Raw genomic sequence first — 16,333 nt, 5'->3', positions numbered from 1 at the left:
GCCTTAAACGCTTTTTCTTTCATAAAGGAATCCAGCTTGTCTTTTTCCACAGGATGGATGTCGTATGTATAATGATCCAATAGTTTTTCCTGAATGAGTTTTGAATACGAATGTCCCAGATGTTCACCAATCAGTCCATATTCCATAATATGTCACCTCTTTATTGATTCTTACATGGCCGTATTGTAACTGATTTACATTTTGTTTTCAAGATGTTTCAATCTCAGTGTATTTGATGTTTCGGTGGGTTTTAACTCCATCGATAAATTCGTTTATACAGTTCACAGGATCCAAATTGCCTGTTATTATTTAAACGGGGGAATTATGAAGGAAATATATTTTCGCGATTATGAACAATTTATGGATGATCTTATGGAAGCCGATCATCAAAATGAATCCGTGCGTATTCATTTTTTATCGCTGGTCGATGCGTTAGAGACTTTGGAGCAGGTCATCATATTACAAATGGCCACGCAGAAACTTCATGTGCCTTGTGTTTTATATTTTCCGCTTCCAGATCCAGACGTTATGTCAAAAGGGGAGTACGAAAAATATATTCATGAACTTTCCAAATTGGACCATATTACGCTTCAGATCAGTTAATATCTTAGAGCCTTTTCTATATGTCGTATTTGGACTAAAAAGAAAGGGCTTTAATTTTCATTTTAGAGGGAGTATGGTATAATTTTCATAAATAAGGAGGTACCTATTATGAAAGTCAATGTAGTAGGAAAAAACGTAACTGTTACACAAGGGATCTCTGATAAGATTCACAAAAAACTGGAAGTGCTGAACAAATACTTTATTGTCAGCGAGGAGGATACGGCCAATGTTTTGATTCGTACATATCCTCACAAACAGAAAATCGAGGTGACCATACCAACGAAATTTGCGATTTTACGTGCTGAGGTCGTTGATGACGATCTATACAGTGCGGTCGATAAAGTTATTGATAAACTGGAAGATCAGATTCGCCGTCAAAAAACAAGATTGACGCGTAAGAACAAAGATTCTCTGGCTCAGGCATTCATTGATGCCGATGTGGCTCAGGAAGATAATGAAGATGTCGTAGTGAAGACAAAATCCATTGAACCTCAGGAAATGAGTTTGGATGAAGCCATTATGAAGATGGAACTCCTTGGACATGATTTCTTCATCTATACCGATGATGAAACACAAAAAATCGCTGTTGTTTATAAACGATATGACGGCGGATATGGATTGATTGAAACAGAATAATAAAACCAAAAGTGCCTGCGGGCACTTTTTTTGGTATTATAAAGCTATGTATACGATTTTAGTTGTAGAAGATGAAGAGATCATTGCCCAGAAAATGAAGGACTTTCTGGAAGGATGGAATTATAAAGTGATCATCCCAAACGATTTTAAGAATATTCTTCAAGTTTTTTTAGATACGCATCCCGATCTTGTATGTATGGATATTGCGTTGCCTTATCTTAATGGGTATCACTGGGCCAATGAGATTCGAAAGATCTCACAAGTTCCGATTCTTTTTGTTTCGAGCATCGCTGATAATATGAATATCGTTATGGCTTTGAGCCAGGGAGCGGACGACTATATCACAAAACCCTTTGAGCTGCAGGTTTTGCAGGCCAAGATCCAGGCTTTACTGAGAAGAACGTATGATTTTGGCGGGAAAACTCTGGTTTTAGAACATAAAGGACTTCGATTCTTTCCTGAGGAAACACGCGCTGTATATGGTGATCAGGAAATTGAATTGACTCGCAATGAATCGAAGATCTTGATGTTGCTTCTTCAGCACAAAAATAAAGTCGTGTCTCGTGAGGAAATGATGAACTATCTTTGGAAGACCGATTATTATGTGGACGAGAATACTTTAAGTGTAAATGTCAATCGGTTGCGCAAAAAGCTGGATTCCATTGGATGTGAACAATTCATTGAAACCATTAAAGGAATGGGGTATAAAGTATGAAAGTTTTCTTTTGGTACTGTAAGGACCATTTGTATTGGATCCTTTTTCTGGTTTTCAGCTTTTTGATTTTCAGCGTTCTTTGTTTTTTATATCAGCTTGACATAGAGATCCTTCTTTACGGAACCCTTCTATGTCTTTTCTTCTTTCTGGTTTTGATCGGGGTCGATTTTTACCACTATAAAAAACGACATGATCAGCGTATTGTTATTCAAAGCGAGGCAATCGATCAGGTTTTGAACCTTCAAGATTTGACATTACCGGGAAGGGAATATCAAGCGCTTCTTCAAAAGATGGAACGAGCCCGATTGGATGCGATCCATCAAAACGAGGAGCAATTCAAAGATCATATGGACTATTTTACTTTGTGGATCCACCAGGTCAAATTACCAATCTCGGCCATGCAGCTTTTATTGGAGGAAGAGAATCTTTCCAAAGAAAAATTAAAGAGCCAGCTTCTTCGAATCAATCAGTACACAGACATGGTGTTGGCGTATCTGCGCATGAATACTTCGCAAACGGATTTTGTATTTAAGGAAATCAATCTCGATGATGCGATTCGGCAAAGCATTCGTTATTTTGCTTCTGAGTTTATTGCCCGCAATATTTCTCTTTCTTTTAAAGAAACACATCTTTTTGTTCTCAGTGATGAAAAGTGGCTGGTCTTTGTCATAGAACAGCTTTTATCCAATGCGTTGAAATACACCAAACAAAATGGACAGATCAGGATCTATCTTCAAGAGGATCACAAACTTATCATTGAAGACAATGGCATAGGTATCCAGGCCAGTGACTTGCCGCGTATCTTTGAAAAAGGTTATACCGGTTTTAACGGAAGAACCGATAAAAAAGCCAGCGGTTTAGGACTTTATTTATGTAAAGAGATCTGTCAAAAGATTTCTTGTGAGATCTCTATTGACTCTAAACCAGAAAGTTATACAAAGGTATGTTTAAAATTTGATCAATCTTACAAAACTGTAAGATAAGATGCCATATTGTAAGCTCAATCTATGTCTGAAAAAAGATTTCTCTTTTAAACTGAGAGTGTATAAGGAGGAATTGAAATGTCTTTGTTAGAAGTAAAAAATCTAAAAAAAGTATACACATCACGTTTTTCAGCCAACTCGGTCCAGGCATTGAAAGATGTAAATCTCAATGTCGAAAAAGGAGAATATGTCGCCATCATGGGAGAATCGGGTTCCGGGAAAACGACGCTTTTGAATATTTTGGCATCTCTTGATCGTCCGACCAGCGGATCGGTTACTCTCAATGGAAAAGATTTGACAAAGATCCCGGATAAAATGCTGGCATCGTACCGAAGAAAAAATTTGGGGTTTGTTTTTCAAGACTTTAATTTATTAAATAATTTTTCCAATCAGGATAATATTCTTTTGCCTTTGGTTTTATCCAATCAAAAGCCGAAGGATATGTTTCGTTTGTTGAAACCGCTGGCAAAGCAGCTGGGTATCACGGAAATCCTGTCAAAATACCCTTACGAGATCTCCGGAGGACAGAAACAAAGGGTTGCCGTTGCCCGGGCTGTGATCACGAATCCGGAGCTGATCTTAGCGGATGAACCCACAGGAGCACTGGACTCAAAATCAACGGAAGAACTGCTGATGTTGTTTGATCAGCTGAATCAAAATGAACAAACCATCTTGATGGTCACACATTCAACCAAAGCGGCTTCACATGCCAAACGCGTCTTGTTTATCAAAGACGGCGAAGTGTTTCATCAAATCTATCGCGGTGATCGTACGATCGATCAAATGTATGAGGTAATATCCGATACATTGACGCTCTTGGCAACAGGTGGTCGCCATGCTTAAAGGTTTCTATTTTCGACTGGCTGTTGATCATTTAAAAAAGAATGCGAAGATGTTTCTTCCGTTTTTGTGTTCCAGTTCTTTGACGGTCATGATTTTTTATTTGGTGTATTCACTCTCCCATAATGAAGGTTTAAACTCTTTAGCCGGTGGGGAATATGTACAGATGTTACTGTCTTTGGGGGTTGGCGTGATCGTCATTTTCTCTGTGATCTTTCTGTTTTATACACACTCTTTTTTGATGAAACGAAGAAAACACGAATTTGGGATCTATAATATCCTGGGGATGGAGAAAAAACATATTGCCCGAATCATTTTTTATGAAACCCTGATGAGTCTGGTTCTCTCTTTGGCTTTAGGAATTGGAGCCGGGATCTTATTTGATAAATTGTCCTATCTGATGATATTGAGATTATTATCTTATGATGCCGGTTTAGGTTTTTATATTTCCGGACCAGGAATCTTTTACAGTTGGATCTTATTTTCACTGATCTATCTTTTGATTTATATTTTTTCACTCTTTCAGATCCAGATGACAAAACCGATCGATCTGATTCGTTCGCACCAGGTGGGGGAAAAAGAACCGAAAACAAAATGGCTCCTTACTTTCCTTGGTATCGTTTGTTTAAGTATTGGTTATTATCTGGCTGTTTCGATCCAAGATCCTTTGAGTGCTTTTACCTTTTTCTTTATTGCGGTCGTTCTGGTCGTTTTAGGGACGTATCTTCTCTTTACGACCGGAAGTATCACACTTCTTAAGCTCTTGAAGAAAAATAAGAACTATTATTATAAAACAAGACATTTTATCAGTCTTTCGAATATGATTTACCGAATGAAACAGAACGCGATTGGATTGGCCAATATCTGTATACTGTCTACGATGGTGCTGGTGATATTATCAACGACATTATCGCTTTGGATGAGCATTGATTCGATCATTGATTCTCGCTTTCCTCGAGAAGTTCAAATTGCAATGCGAGGGTATGATCTTGCGACATCGAAGGAAAAACTTATTTCGGTTCTGGAGTCAAATGAAGTCAAGGCTGAGGATATTATGCTGTATCGATACAGCTCCATCAGCGGGTTATTGGAAGAGGGGAATTTGAATACGGATACTTCCAAGGCCTCACTTTCAAATATGGGTGATGTCGTCTCCTTATACTTTATCCCTTTGGAGGATTATAATGAATCAACCCATCAACATTTGACATTAAATGAGGACCAAGCGTTTGTTTATGGAACGGATCAAACATTCAAAGAAGATCGTTTGAAAGTGGGAGATGTAAGTTATCAGATCAAAGATACTTTATCCACTTTTATGGACAATCAGGAAGAGGGCTCCAGTATCGGTAATAATTATTTTGTTGTCGTATCGGACTATGAACAAGTTCTTCAAATGCAGAAGATCCAGGAACGTCTTTATGCAGATTCCTACAATACGCCGACAACGATGTTATCGTTTAATTGCGATCAGGATCATCGCTCTCAGGAAAAAATTGCTTCATTATTTCAAGTTTTAAATGTTGATGAAGGTGACACATATCAGGATCTGGTCTACATTTATACCAGTACAAAAGATTCTTCTTATCATGATACGCTTTCTTTGTATGCAGGATTCTTGTTTTTGGGCATCTTCTTGAGTATACTCTTTATCATCGCAACCGTATTGATCATGTATTATAAACAGATCACCGAAGGGCTTCAGGACCGCCAACGGTTTGAGATCATGGCCAATGTCGGTCTGGAAAAAAGAGAACTCAAGCGCTCTATCAACTCGCAGGTTTTAACGGTCTTCTTTTTGCCGCTTCTTGCAGCGGGAATCCACTTGTTGTTTGCGTTTCCTTTGATTGATAAGCTGCTTCGTCTTTTGTATTTTGATGATACGAAACTCTTTATTCAGGTCAGCATCGGTTGTTTTTTGATCTTTGTTGTGGTGTATAGTATCGTATATCTGCTTACTTCTAAAGTGTATTACGGTATTGTAAGGAGGCATGGATGAAAAAAATAGGAAAATTTATACTGGGCATTTTATTGATCTTTGTCTGTGCGGGTTCTGTTCTTGTTTATATGGGGTATAAAGAGTATCAGAATGCCCTGGCTGTACAAGGCTTGACCGATAAAATCGACGAGATCCAAAGCCAGGAGAATTATGTTTCTTTAGAACAGCTTCCGTCAGTTTATCTGGATGCGGTCGTGGCGGTGGAGGATCATGACTTTTATCATCATTCTGGTATTGATATGGAAGCCATTGGCCGGGCCGTATTGACCAATATCAAAGAACTGTCGCTTGTCGAAGGCGGCTCAACGATCACCCAGCAGCTGGCTAAAAACCTATACTTTTCCCAGAACAAAAATTTTGTCCGAAAGATCGCTGAATTTTTCATGACATTGGATCTGGAAAAACATTATTCCAAAAAAGAGATCCTGGAACTCTATATCAATTCGATCTATTTTGGGGATGGCTATTATGGGATACGGGAAGCTTCCTTAGGTTATTTTGGAATCGAACCGGCCAACATGGATTTGGCACAGTCTGTGATCCTGGCTGGAATTCCTAACGCTCCCAGTGTCTATTCCTTGAATCATTCGCCCGATCTTGCCAGACAGCGTGCCCATCAGGTGTTGAAACAAATGGTCAAATATGATGTTTGTTCGCAAGAAGATGCCGATGCGATTGGGCAGGATATAGAGCGTACAATCGCTCAATACAACTAAATTAGTTTTTTATAAATCTACCTTTTCAAATACTTTTTCTATGATATAATATTGGAGATAAGGAGGTACTTCCCATGGGATTTATGGATAAGGTTAAAGATTTCGTAGCACCTATTGAAGAAGAAGATGAAGGATACGAAGCACAGCCTGTAGAAGCTGCTAAAGAAGTTGAGGCTGAACCTCAGAATCGATATGAAAGACCTAAAGCAAGAACGAACTCTTCAACATTGAACGCAAAAACAAAAATGGTTTTGTTTGAACCAAGAAGTTTCGGTGAAGCAGAAGAAGTGGGTACTCGTTTAAAAGAAGGTCGTGCGGTTGTAGTGAATCTTCATAAATTGGATCGTGATTATGCTCAGCGCACTATTGATTTCTTGACGGGTGTTGTTTTCGCTTTAGACGGAAAAATTCAGAAGATTGGTCAGAATGTCATTTTGTGTTCTCCGGCTGAAATTGGAGTACAAGGATCAATTTCATTAGGAAATCCTGATGATTTCGAAGACTAATTACAGTACGAATACAAGAAATTCATATTATAGAGGTCATGAACTATTTATAGCGAAGATGCAGGATCATATTGACTTTGTCAAGAAGACGCATCGCTATGTTCAGACCTCTTTTTTATCGCCGGTTGAACAAACAATCTTAAAACAAATCCTACCCAGGGACCTGTATCTATCGTTTTATGGAGGATTTGATCAGGCACAAAGAAAAATAGCTTTTATCAGTGAGATGGAAGTAGAACCCGATTACGATTATGTCCTTTTATCCAGCGTTTATAGTAAAGAAAAAAGAGAATTGAGTCATAAAGATGTACTGGGTGCGCTTATGCACTTGGGAATCAAACGGGAACAGCTGGGAGATCTGATCGTACAGGAAGAAAAGATCTTTGTTTTATGCAAAGAGATCATGGCTTCTTTTATCAAAAATGAATGTAGGCGAATTGGAAATGTTTCTGTCCATTTTAAGGAAGACTATACAGCGGATATCCAAATTGTTCAAACCCAGCCGGTTATTGTGGTTTGCAGCTCTTTAAGAATGGATGCTATCGTGGCCTGTCTGGGGAAATGTTCACGCGCAAGAGCTGCTGAAATGATCAAGAAAGGGTATGTGAAATTGAACGATGTTGTTCTTGAAGAAAATTGCCGATTATGTAATAATGATTACGTTTCCATACGTAAAACAGGACGTTTTCGATTTCTTGAAGTCGAAAATAGGACGCGCAAAGATCGTCTGGTTTTACGATTTGAAAAATTTATATAGGCAATGAGAAAGACACGTCACAACGTGAGTTTCTTCTTAGAGAGCAGTCGGATGGTGAAAAGACTGCAGGAAATACGTTCTGGTATCCCTTTCGAGCTGAACTTCTGAAAATTAAGTAAGAAATTCCGGAGCATTCCGTTATCAAAATGAAGGGCATGGTTTTATAACCGTGAACTAAGGTGGTACCGCGTTTTTAACGTCCTTGGATAGGACGTTTTTTTTATTTAAAGGAGGATAAACATGGATTACAAGGAAACACTGCACATGCCTAAGACCGCTTTTGAGATGCGTGGTAAATTACCAACGAAAGAACCAGGTATCCAAAAACGCTGGCAGGATCAGAAATTGTATGAAAAGATGCTGGAGAAAAGAAAAGACGCTCAGTCTTTTGTGCTGCATGATGGCCCGCCATACGCCAATGGTGATATTCATTTAGGGCATGCCTTAAATAAGATCTTAAAGGATGTGATCAACCGTTCTCATTTTATGCTGGGAGAAAAAGTTCCGTATATTCCAGGATGGGATACGCATGGACTTCCGATTGAGACAGCGGTTACAAAACTGGGATACGATCGTAAGAAAATCGGGATTGCCGAGTTCCGTAAAATTTGTTATGACTTTGCGATGGAACAGGTGGAAAAACAAAAGAAAGGTTTTCTGGCTTTAGGTTCGATTGGGGATTATGATCATCCTTACATCACATTAAAGAAAGAATTTGAAAAACATCAGATCGAGATCTTTGCCGACATGGCAATGAAAGGATTGATCTATAAAGGCTTAAAACCGGTTTACTGGTCCCCAAGCAGTGAATCTGCACTGGCGGAAGCGGAAGTAGAATATAAAGACATCAAATCTCCTACCATCTATGTCAAATTTCAGGTCAAAGATGGAAAAGGAGTTTTAGATACGGACACTTACTTTGTGATCTGGACCACTACGCCTTGGACCATTCCAGGCAACCTGGGAATCTGTGTTCATCCGGATATGACATATGCTCTGGTGGATACGGACAAGGGAAAACTGGTAATGTTGGAAGAATTGGTTGAACAGTTATGTCCAAAATTTGAATGTGAACGCTTTGAAATCGTGGATACGTTTAAGGGAAAAGAATTTGAATATATCACTTGCACGCATCCGCTGTATCCAGAACGGGAAAGTTTACTGATGCTGGCGGATTATGTAACGGCAGATGCCGGTACAGGCTGCGTTCATACGGCCCCTGCGTTTGGTGAAGATGACTTTAACACCGGAATGCGTTATAAACTTCCGATCTACTGCAATGTGGACGAGCAGGGAAAAATGATGGAAGACTGCGGTGAATGGCTGGCGGGTCAATATGTGGAAGATGCCAATAAGACCGTAACCGTTCGTTTAGATGAATTAGGCGCTTTACTGAATCTGACTTTTATTACGCACTCGTATCCTCATGACTGGCGTACGAAGAAACCAATCATTTATCGTGCAACGACGCAGTGGTTTGCTTCCATCGATAAGATTCGAGATCAGCTTCTGGATCAAATCCATTCGATTTCCTGGGTGCCTGCCTGGGGTGAAGGAAGAATGCACAATATGATTGCCGATCGCGGCGACTGGTGTATTTCCCGTCAGCGCGCATGGGGTGTTCCGATTCCTATTTTATATGGTGAAGATGGTACGCCGCTGATGGATCCGGTTCTGTTTGAATATGCAGCCAAACTGATTGGGGAATACGGTTCCAATGTATGGTTCGAAAGAGAAGCGAAAGATTTGGTGCCGGAAGGTTACACGAATGAACATTCGCCAAACGGTATCTTTAAGAAAGAGACCGATACGATGGATGTCTGGTTTGACTCGGGTTCCAGTCATACCGGCTGTATGGTAGAGCGTGGTTATGAGTACCCGGTGGATCTTTATTTTGAAGGCTCTGATCAGTATCGTGGATGGTTCAACTCTTCCTTGATCATTGGAACGGCTGTTTATGGAAAGGCCCCTTATCGTCAGGTACTGTCTCATGGATTTGTAATGGATGAAAAGGGTGTGAAGATGTCAAAATCGCAGTGGAACGCGGTTGCGCCAGGTGAGATCACCAAAAAATATGGGGCAGACATTCTTCGCTTATGGGCAACCAGCGTGGACTACCAGGCCGACTGCTCCATGGGACAAAACATTCTTAAACAGATCAGTGAAAATTATCGTAAAGTAAGAAACACCTTCCGTTTCCTAATGGCCAATTTGGATGACAACGATTTCGGTAAGGATGACTGTCTGTCTTTTGATGAACTTGATTCATTGAATCAGTACATTCTGGTCCGCTTGAACGATGTGGTTCAGACATGTAAGAAAGCGTATGTGGAATATCGTTTTGCGGATGTGGTTCAAACTTTGAGCAATCTGATGACCAATGAATTAAGTGCTTATTATCTGGATTATACAAAGGATATTCTTTATATCGAACAAATCGATGACAATTCACGCCGTCAGGTACAGACTGTTTTGTATACGGCCATTGAAGTACTGACCAAACTGTGGGCACCAATCTTGTGCCACACTTGTGAAGAAATCAATGATTTCATGAAGTTTGATGAAGAATCCATTCATTTGACAGAATTCAAGACTTTGGATTTGAACTTTGACACAGAAGCTCTCAGAAATAAAATGGATGTATTGTTTAAAATTCGAAAAGACGTTTTGAAAGCTTTGGAAGAATCTCGTGTCAACGGTGTGATTGGGAAGTCCCTTGAAGCTGATGTGAAAGTTCATCTGGAAGAAAAAGAAAGATCGATCATGGAAGAAATCGTTAAAAATCCAGCACAATGGCTGATCGTATCTCATTTTACGTATACGGAGGAATCATTGCCGGCTTATGAAACTTGTCAGGTGCAGGTTGAACATGCGAAAGGACATGCATGTCCTCGTTGTTGGAACTATACGGAAAGTGAACACGAAGATGGACTTTGTGATCGCTGTGCTTCGATTTTAGATAAGTAAAGATAAAAAAGATGACTTGGAAGGATCAAAACTTCTGCCGTCATCTTTTTTTGTGTTTAGAATGTTTGTGTGAGGACCTGGTTCATGAAATCAATGATTCCTTGTTCCACCTCATTTTTTATTGACGCATAATTGTGGATCTCATGACGATAGCCTGGATAGACTTTGGTTTGAACTTTGTGCCCTGTCTGGATCAGCCAGTTGGAAACCTGATAGATTCCTTGGCCGTATTCTCCAACAGGATCTTGGTCGCCTCCGATATTATAGATAGGAAGACCAGCCGGAACTTTTTTTGCCCATTCGATTCCTTCGATACAAGCCATCATTTGTGTAAAATCATATAAGGATCGGTTCGTGGTGGGCTTGGTAAAAGCGTCGAATGGATCTTGGGCATGGTCGGTTTGTACATAAGGATCGCTGCAGATCCATTCGTTGCCCAGCTTGACATCGGGGATTCTTTCACACATCCAGCCCATTAGATCCGCTGTGAATTGAGGATCGCTTTCTTGTCCTTTGCCGGCATCGATGGCTTCTTTGATCTTTTTGGCCGCTTCTTTGGCGCCTCTGAAAATTCCGGCCGTTCCACAAATCGTAACTCCAGATAATTCATCTCCATATTTAGCGATAAAATCACGGGTGATGAAAGATCCCATGCTGTGGCCAAACAGAAAGTACGGAAGATTTGGATATTTTTCCTGGACGATTTCTTTTAATCGATGCTCATCTTCCATCATGGTGTGCGGTCCGGCTTCACCCCAGTCTCCCCATGTATTATTGGTCATGGCTGTTTTGCCGTGTCCTACGTGATCGTCGGCCGCTACAATAAATCCGGCTTCTGTCAGGGAAGCAATCATATGAAGATAACGTCTTGAATGCTCACCAAACCCATGAATCAGTTGAAGGATTCCCTTTGGCTTGCAGGCTGGAACATAGATCCATCCCTGGACTTGATCTCGCTGGTTGTAAGAAAGAAAACTGATTTCATGTAACATCGTAACACCTCCTAATCGTTTCTTTTCTATCTTCATCATGACGTCTTTTTTAGTGGATTACAAGTAAAATCGATGACGATTCTTATAAAATCTTAAGAAAATATAAAAAATTTCTAAAGATTATCGGAAAATAAGGTAAGATATAAAAAAGGAGATTTCATATGCGAAAAATCATTTATTCTTTGTTCCTTGTTTCTTCTTTATTGATCACAGGATGCTCTGTACCAGAAATAAGCGAAATCGAATACACGGAGGATAGCGGTGTTTTGGTGATGACAGAAACCGATGATCTGGATACGATCTATACCAAAGCTTACCAGGATGATGTATACGATACGCTTCAAACTTTGAGAAAGGAAAAAACGTATACATTGGCTGAGCCTTTCCTGGCTTCCAATCCTTATGGAACCAATACTACGGGACTCTATATCGCCTTTACTACGGATGAAAAGTCGACGGTACAATATACAGTGGAAGCTGATGGATATCCAGATTTTACTAGAACTCTAGCTGGAGAACCAAGCAAAGAACACGAATATCTTCTTGTCGGTATCATCCCGGACGTTGAAAATAAGATCACAATAACGTGCCTGGATGATGAAGGAAATGAAATCGACTCGAATGTTATCACGTATCATGCGCCAAAACTTCTTGGCAGCAAAGAAAATGTAAAACTGGAGTTGAATCGCCTGCAGGATGAATCAAAATTAACCGATGGGCTCTATGCGATGCTTGGAAATCGTACCGAAGAAGACAATAAAGAAGTTGATTTTATTCTTCTCTATGATAACGATGGTATTCTGCGTTCCGAGATCCCGGTCAAAAGTTATCGGGCCTGCAATATGAACTATGACGGAGAATGGATTTATTTCAGTATCAGTTCTTCGCAGATTGCGGCTATGGATGCCAGGGGAAGGATCCATAAATTCTATAATATGCAGGATTATCACCTGCATCATGATTATATCCTTGGTCAAAACAATGATCTGCTTGTCCTTGCCAGCAAAGAAGAGGCGGACACGGAAGAAGATATGATCTTATCGGTGGATCTGGATTCAAAAGAAGTCGATCCAATCATCGATTTAAAAGAACTTTTCCATGATTATTATCAGAAATGTTTTACCGACAGTGAAGATCCGATGGATTGGATCCATATCAATTCGATTCGATTGATCGATGAAGACAGCATTATTATCAGTTCCAGAGAAACCTCGACGATCATCAAGATCGATGATATTTACGAGAAACCAACGATTGATTATTTGATTGGTTCAAAACAGTTCTGGTCCGACAGCGGATATGATGATCTGGTATTGGAACAGATTGGCGATTTTTCGCTGAATGCCGGACAGCACTGTGTGGAGATCTGGCAGGATGAAAATCTGGAACCGGGTCAGTATTATCTCTACTTCTATAATAACAACAACGCCACGATCACTACGTATGATTATGACTACAGTCAGGATCCAGGATACTTTAAAGCATACAGCGGACTGGATGGAGAAGAGTCGTATTATACGACGTATCTGGTCGATGAAACAAATCGAACCTTTGAACTGGTCGAAGAAATTCCAGTGGCGTATTCAGCCTATGTAAGCTCGGTTCAAAAATACAAGGGAAATAAAATCGTTGACAGCGGAGAACCATTTACGGCCGTGGAACTTGATGAGCAGAACAATGTGATTCAATCGCTTGTAGGATCCGGGTCCACTTGGTGGTACCGTGTTTTCAAATATGATTTCAACGGTTACTGGTTTCAATAGAAAAAGCCTCTCGTGAGGCTTTTTTAATGCAAAGATATTTTATCTTTGTAGTTGTCTGTCACATAGATATCGTAATTTTTTGTCTGAATGTCCGGCGTTTTGGAACTAACTTTTTTTTCATCGATCCATACAGCACCGACATCTGGATAATTCTGTTCAAGAAAACTTTTTCCCTGTTCCAGGGACATACAGAATAAGGCTGTACTTAAACCATCGGCCAGTGTGGAGTCTTCACAGAAGATCGTTACACTGCGATGGTATTCAGGAGGATATCCCGTTGTCGGATCAATGATATGGGCATAGCGTTTATCGCCAACCGTATAATATCTTTGATAATCCCCGCTGGTCACAATGGCGATGGGGTTTGTCGTTTTTAGACTTAAAAGGGAATCGGAAGAATCCGGATCTTGTATGCCGATGTTCCAGGTGTCCTTATTTCCTATAAGAACCACATTGCCACCGGCATTGATAAACCCTTCCTTACATCCGTTTTCTTCCAGTTTTTCTTTGACTTTCTGGGTGGCGTAGCCTTTGGCAATGGCACCCAGATCTATTTTTAGATCAGGGTCGGTAAAATGTATTTCGTTCTCTTTGATTTGGATCTTGTCATTTCCGGAATGTTTCATGGCTTCTTCAATGGAGTTGTCCGAAGGTAAAGATCCGCTTTTTCCTTTTTCATTTTCAATCATGCCTTGTTCGCGATGATCATGCCATAGCGAAAGAAGGTTGCCTTGAGAGATATCAAATTGAGGGGCTTTCTCGTTGATTGCCATTGAGAAGCGGATCAATTCTGTCAGCTCCGGGTCAACCTTGATCCAATTTGAATATGCAAAATGGTTTAAAGTATAAACGTTGTGAATCTCATCATAAGAATCGTATTGATCAAAAAGATGATCATAATGAATATAGGTATCTTTTAAAATGCTCGTATAGTGATCAAAATCAGAAGAACTGCAGTTTGCCTGGAAGGTGATGGAAGTATCAAATCCGACATCGGTAAAGACCGCCTGATGTCTGGAAATGGAAGGATCTTTATTTCCCTGGATAAAGACGATGATACTGCAGATCAAAACAAAAAAACATACCGAAAGAGCAAGCCAGGATTTGATGGAATTTTTCATAGGAATAATTATAGTCAACCAAATCAGAAAAGTCCATGAGGATGTGAAAATGTGTCTTGAATCTTAATATCAAAAGGCATAAAATTAAAAAGTATAAATTTTAGGAGGGATTATTTATGTCATTGTTTCTGGGACCTATGTCTCACCATATTCCTGGACGTAAAGAGTTGACAGATTCAAAAGACGTAATGCCTATACTGCCAAAAAAGGAAGCGTATATTCCTTTGGCTGCCGGGGCAAATACGGATTTTGAAATCTTTGTCAAAGAAGGGGATGCCGTGAAGATTGGTACGAAACTGGCGCAGACTCGTTCTGGTTTCTTCGTGCCGATCTATTCGAGTGTTTCCGGCATCTATAAAGGATTGCAGAAACGCATGAGCACATCTTTGAAACCAGTGGATCATATGGTGATCGAATTAAGTGAAAAACCAGATCGTACAAAGGCATTAGAACCATTAGATTTTCATACCGCAACCCGGGAAGAGTGTGTTGAACAAGTTAAACAGGCGGGTATTGTCGGTTTAGGCGGTGCCGGTTTTCCAACATATGTGAAATACCAAAAAACGGAAGGCATCGATTGTGTCATTGTCAATGCGGTCGAATGCGAGCCATATATTACGGCAGACTATAAAGTCGTGATGAATGATGTTTCTCATTTTGTCATGGGCTGTGAGATCTTAAAGAAACTTGCTGGTGTGGAACACGTTTATATTGCGATCAAAAAATCACATCCAGATTTGATTTCGATGGTACAGGATGCCCTTCGTGATAAAGCAGGCATCGAAGTTCGTGCCGTTCCGGATGTTTACCCTATGGGATGGGAACGAGTTTTGGTCCGTGAGATCTTACATAAAGAATATGACCGTTTACCAGGGGAAGCGGGAGCCATTATCAACAATGCGACCACTGCGATAGCCATTGCGCTTGCCTTTGAAAAGGGAGAAGCAATCTACCAGAAATATGTTACGGTTTCTGGAGAAGGGATCAAAAATCCGCGCAATATCCTTTGTCCGGTGGGAACGCCGGTAAAAGAACTGATTGAAGCTTGCGGCGGATATACTTCGGAAAGTGTAAGATTGATTGCCGGTGGACCTATGATGGGAAAAACGATCGTGAATGATCAGTTTGTCGTAGATCGGGCCACCAATGCGATCACGGTGCTCGTTCATCATGAAGATGATAACATTGAATGTTTACGATGCGGACGCTGTTCCGATCATTGTCCGGCAGGGCTGCAGCCGGTACGTATTTCGATGGCGGTTAAGGCCGGCGATGCCAAAGAGATGGAAAAACGCGGAGCCATGAGCTGTATTGAATGTGGTTTATGTTCCTATGTTTGCCCAAGTCACATCGATGTTACAGAAAACGTAAGAAAGGCAAAGCGCATCGTTGCTTTGAAGAATAAAAAATAGGGGGCTCATGTTATGAAGTTTAATTTTCATGTAAGTCCAAGCTTAAAAGGAAATCTGACCACCCAGAAAATCATGCTGGGACTGACAGTAGGGTTGATGATCCCGTTTCTTTTATCTTGCATCTATTATGGTACGAATTATGGAATGGATTACGTTTGGCATGAAATCATTCTGTTAGTGAGTTCTTTGCTTACCATGGTGATCTGTGAATCAATTTTCGCAAAGATCTATAAGGAGAATCCAATCCATTATATGGCAAAATCCTTTGGATGGATCACAAGCATCATCTTAACGCTGATGGTGCCTGTCACAATGACGGTTTA

At 40.3% G+C, this 16,333-nt stretch carries 15 protein-coding genes and 1 other annotated feature; of the genes, 13 read left to right on the top strand and 2 right to left on the bottom strand.

Annotated features, from left to right (window positions below; translation table 11 throughout):
• Positions 1-324: 324 nt before the first annotated feature.
• From Q0K03_RS04885 to ileS, 10 genes are all read left to right on the top strand, one after another.
• Positions 325-603, top strand: coding sequence for a hypothetical protein (locus Q0K03_RS04885; RefSeq protein ID WP_297238325.1), 279 nt, complete (start codon positions 325-327; stop codon positions 601-603).
• 108 nt (positions 604-711) lie between these two features.
• Positions 712-1,239 (top strand): ribosome-associated translation inhibitor RaiA, encoded by a 528-nt coding sequence (gene raiA / locus Q0K03_RS04880; protein ID WP_297238323.1) that lies wholly within the window; start codon positions 712-714, stop codon positions 1,237-1,239.
• Between the two features lie 46 nt (positions 1,240-1,285).
• On the top strand, positions 1,286-1,954 hold the full coding sequence (locus Q0K03_RS04875; RefSeq protein ID WP_297238322.1) for a response regulator transcription factor: 669 nt from the start codon (positions 1,286-1,288) through the stop codon (positions 1,952-1,954).
• Positions 1,951-2,937, top strand: a complete 987-nt coding sequence (locus Q0K03_RS04870; protein ID WP_297238320.1) for a sensor histidine kinase — start codon at positions 1,951-1,953, stop codon at positions 2,935-2,937. The genes Q0K03_RS04875 and Q0K03_RS04870 overlap by 4 nt, the downstream gene beginning before the upstream one ends.
• Positions 2,938-3,015: 78 nt before the next feature.
• Positions 3,016-3,780 carry an ABC transporter ATP-binding protein gene (locus tag Q0K03_RS04865; RefSeq protein WP_297238318.1) on the top strand — a complete coding sequence of 255 codons (765 nt, stop codon included), beginning with the start codon at positions 3,016-3,018 and terminating at the stop codon, positions 3,778-3,780.
• Positions 3,773-5,776: an ABC transporter permease gene (locus tag Q0K03_RS04860; RefSeq protein WP_297238316.1), complete on the top strand. Its 2,004-nt coding sequence runs from the start codon at positions 3,773-3,775 to the stop codon at positions 5,774-5,776. Before Q0K03_RS04865 ends, Q0K03_RS04860 begins: the two co-directional genes overlap by 8 nt.
• A complete protein-coding gene (locus Q0K03_RS04855; RefSeq protein WP_297238314.1) occupies positions 5,773-6,492 on the top strand; it encodes a biosynthetic peptidoglycan transglycosylase in 720 nt (239 codons plus the stop codon). The genes Q0K03_RS04860 and Q0K03_RS04855 overlap by 4 nt, the downstream gene beginning before the upstream one ends.
• Positions 6,493-6,566: 74 nt before the next feature.
• Positions 6,567-6,998, top strand: coding sequence for a cell division protein SepF (sepF, locus tag Q0K03_RS04850; protein WP_297238312.1), 432 nt, complete (start codon positions 6,567-6,569; stop codon positions 6,996-6,998).
• Between the two features lie 58 nt (positions 6,999-7,056).
• Complete coding sequence (locus Q0K03_RS04845) at positions 7,057-7,755, top strand: YlmH/Sll1252 family protein (RefSeq protein ID WP_297238310.1); 699 nt, start codon at positions 7,057-7,059, stop codon at positions 7,753-7,755.
• Positions 7,750-7,962, top strand: a binding site (T-box leader). It overlaps the preceding gene by 6 nt.
• 33 nt (positions 7,963-7,995) lie before the next feature.
• Positions 7,996-10,722 (top strand): isoleucine--tRNA ligase, encoded by a 2,727-nt coding sequence (gene ileS / locus Q0K03_RS04840; RefSeq protein WP_297238308.1) that lies wholly within the window; start codon positions 7,996-7,998, stop codon positions 10,720-10,722.
• Positions 10,723-10,778: 56 nt separating this feature from the next.
• On the opposite strand, the gene Q0K03_RS04835 is transcribed toward ileS, so the two are convergent.
• Entirely contained in the window at positions 10,779-11,714 is a 936-nt protein-coding gene (locus Q0K03_RS04835; RefSeq protein WP_297238306.1) for an alpha/beta fold hydrolase, read from the bottom strand.
• 161 nt (positions 11,715-11,875) lie between these two features.
• On the opposite strand from Q0K03_RS04835, the gene Q0K03_RS04830 reads away from it, so the two are divergent.
• The gene (locus Q0K03_RS04830) at positions 11,876-13,477 is read left to right on the top strand and encodes an aryl-sulfate sulfotransferase (RefSeq protein ID WP_297238303.1); all 1,602 of its coding nucleotides are present in this window, start codon (positions 11,876-11,878) and stop codon (positions 13,475-13,477) included.
• A gap of 23 nt (positions 13,478-13,500) precedes the next feature.
• Here the strand turns inward: Q0K03_RS04830 and Q0K03_RS04825 are convergent, their stop codons facing one another.
• Positions 13,501-14,598, bottom strand: coding sequence for an FAD:protein FMN transferase (locus Q0K03_RS04825; RefSeq protein ID WP_297238301.1), 1,098 nt, complete (start codon positions 14,596-14,598; stop codon positions 13,501-13,503).
• Positions 14,599-14,714: 116 nt separating this feature from the next.
• Between Q0K03_RS04825 and Q0K03_RS04820 the strand changes: the two genes are divergently transcribed.
• Together Q0K03_RS04820 and Q0K03_RS04815 are read left to right on the top strand one after the other, a co-directional pair.
• The gene (locus Q0K03_RS04820; RefSeq protein ID WP_297238299.1) at positions 14,715-16,010 is read left to right on the top strand and encodes an RnfABCDGE type electron transport complex subunit C; all 1,296 of its coding nucleotides are present in this window, start codon (positions 14,715-14,717) and stop codon (positions 16,008-16,010) included.
• 12 nt (positions 16,011-16,022) lie between these two features.
• Positions 16,023-16,333: RnfABCDGE type electron transport complex subunit D (locus tag Q0K03_RS04815; RefSeq protein WP_297238297.1), on the top strand; the 311-nt coding region annotated here is incomplete at its 3' end.

Origin of the sequence: uncultured Faecalicoccus sp., assembly GCF_944327125.1 — a bacterium.
Classification (GTDB): Bacteria; Bacillota_I; Bacilli_A; order Erysipelotrichales; family Erysipelotrichaceae; genus Faecalicoccus.
The sequence above is the reverse complement of the archived record's forward strand: the minus strand, read 5'-3'. Positions and strand labels throughout refer to the sequence as shown.

Excerpts from the sequence above, each read along its gene's own strand:
- Q0K03_RS04885 (WP_297238325.1), top strand. The coding sequence starts at position 325 with ATGAAGGAAATATATTTTCGCGATTATGAACAATTTATGGATGATCTT.
- raiA (WP_297238323.1), top strand. The coding sequence starts at position 712 with ATGAAAGTCAATGTAGTAGGAAAAAACGTAACTGTTACACAAGGGATC.
- Q0K03_RS04875 (WP_297238322.1), top strand. The coding sequence starts at position 1,286 with ATGTATACGATTTTAGTTGTAGAAGATGAAGAGATCATTGCCCAGAAA.
- Q0K03_RS04870 (WP_297238320.1), top strand. The coding sequence starts at position 1,951 with ATGAAAGTTTTCTTTTGGTACTGTAAGGACCATTTGTATTGGATCCTT.
- Q0K03_RS04865 (WP_297238318.1), top strand. The coding sequence starts at position 3,016 with ATGTCTTTGTTAGAAGTAAAAAATCTAAAAAAAGTATACACATCACGT.
- Q0K03_RS04860 (WP_297238316.1), top strand. The coding sequence starts at position 3,773 with ATGCTTAAAGGTTTCTATTTTCGACTGGCTGTTGATCATTTAAAAAAG.
- Q0K03_RS04855 (WP_297238314.1), top strand. The coding sequence starts at position 5,773 with ATGAAAAAAATAGGAAAATTTATACTGGGCATTTTATTGATCTTTGTC.
- sepF (WP_297238312.1), top strand. The coding sequence starts at position 6,567 with ATGGGATTTATGGATAAGGTTAAAGATTTCGTAGCACCTATTGAAGAA.
- Q0K03_RS04845 (WP_297238310.1), top strand. The coding sequence starts at position 7,057 with ATGCAGGATCATATTGACTTTGTCAAGAAGACGCATCGCTATGTTCAG.
- ileS (WP_297238308.1), top strand. The coding sequence starts at position 7,996 with ATGGATTACAAGGAAACACTGCACATGCCTAAGACCGCTTTTGAGATG.
- Q0K03_RS04835 (WP_297238306.1), bottom strand. The coding sequence starts at position 11,714 with ATGTTACATGAAATCAGTTTTCTTTCTTACAACCAGCGAGATCAAGTC.
- Q0K03_RS04830 (WP_297238303.1), top strand. The coding sequence starts at position 11,876 with ATGCGAAAAATCATTTATTCTTTGTTCCTTGTTTCTTCTTTATTGATC.
- Q0K03_RS04825 (WP_297238301.1), bottom strand. The coding sequence starts at position 14,598 with ATGAAAAATTCCATCAAATCCTGGCTTGCTCTTTCGGTATGTTTTTTT.
- Q0K03_RS04820 (WP_297238299.1), top strand. The coding sequence starts at position 14,715 with ATGTCATTGTTTCTGGGACCTATGTCTCACCATATTCCTGGACGTAAA.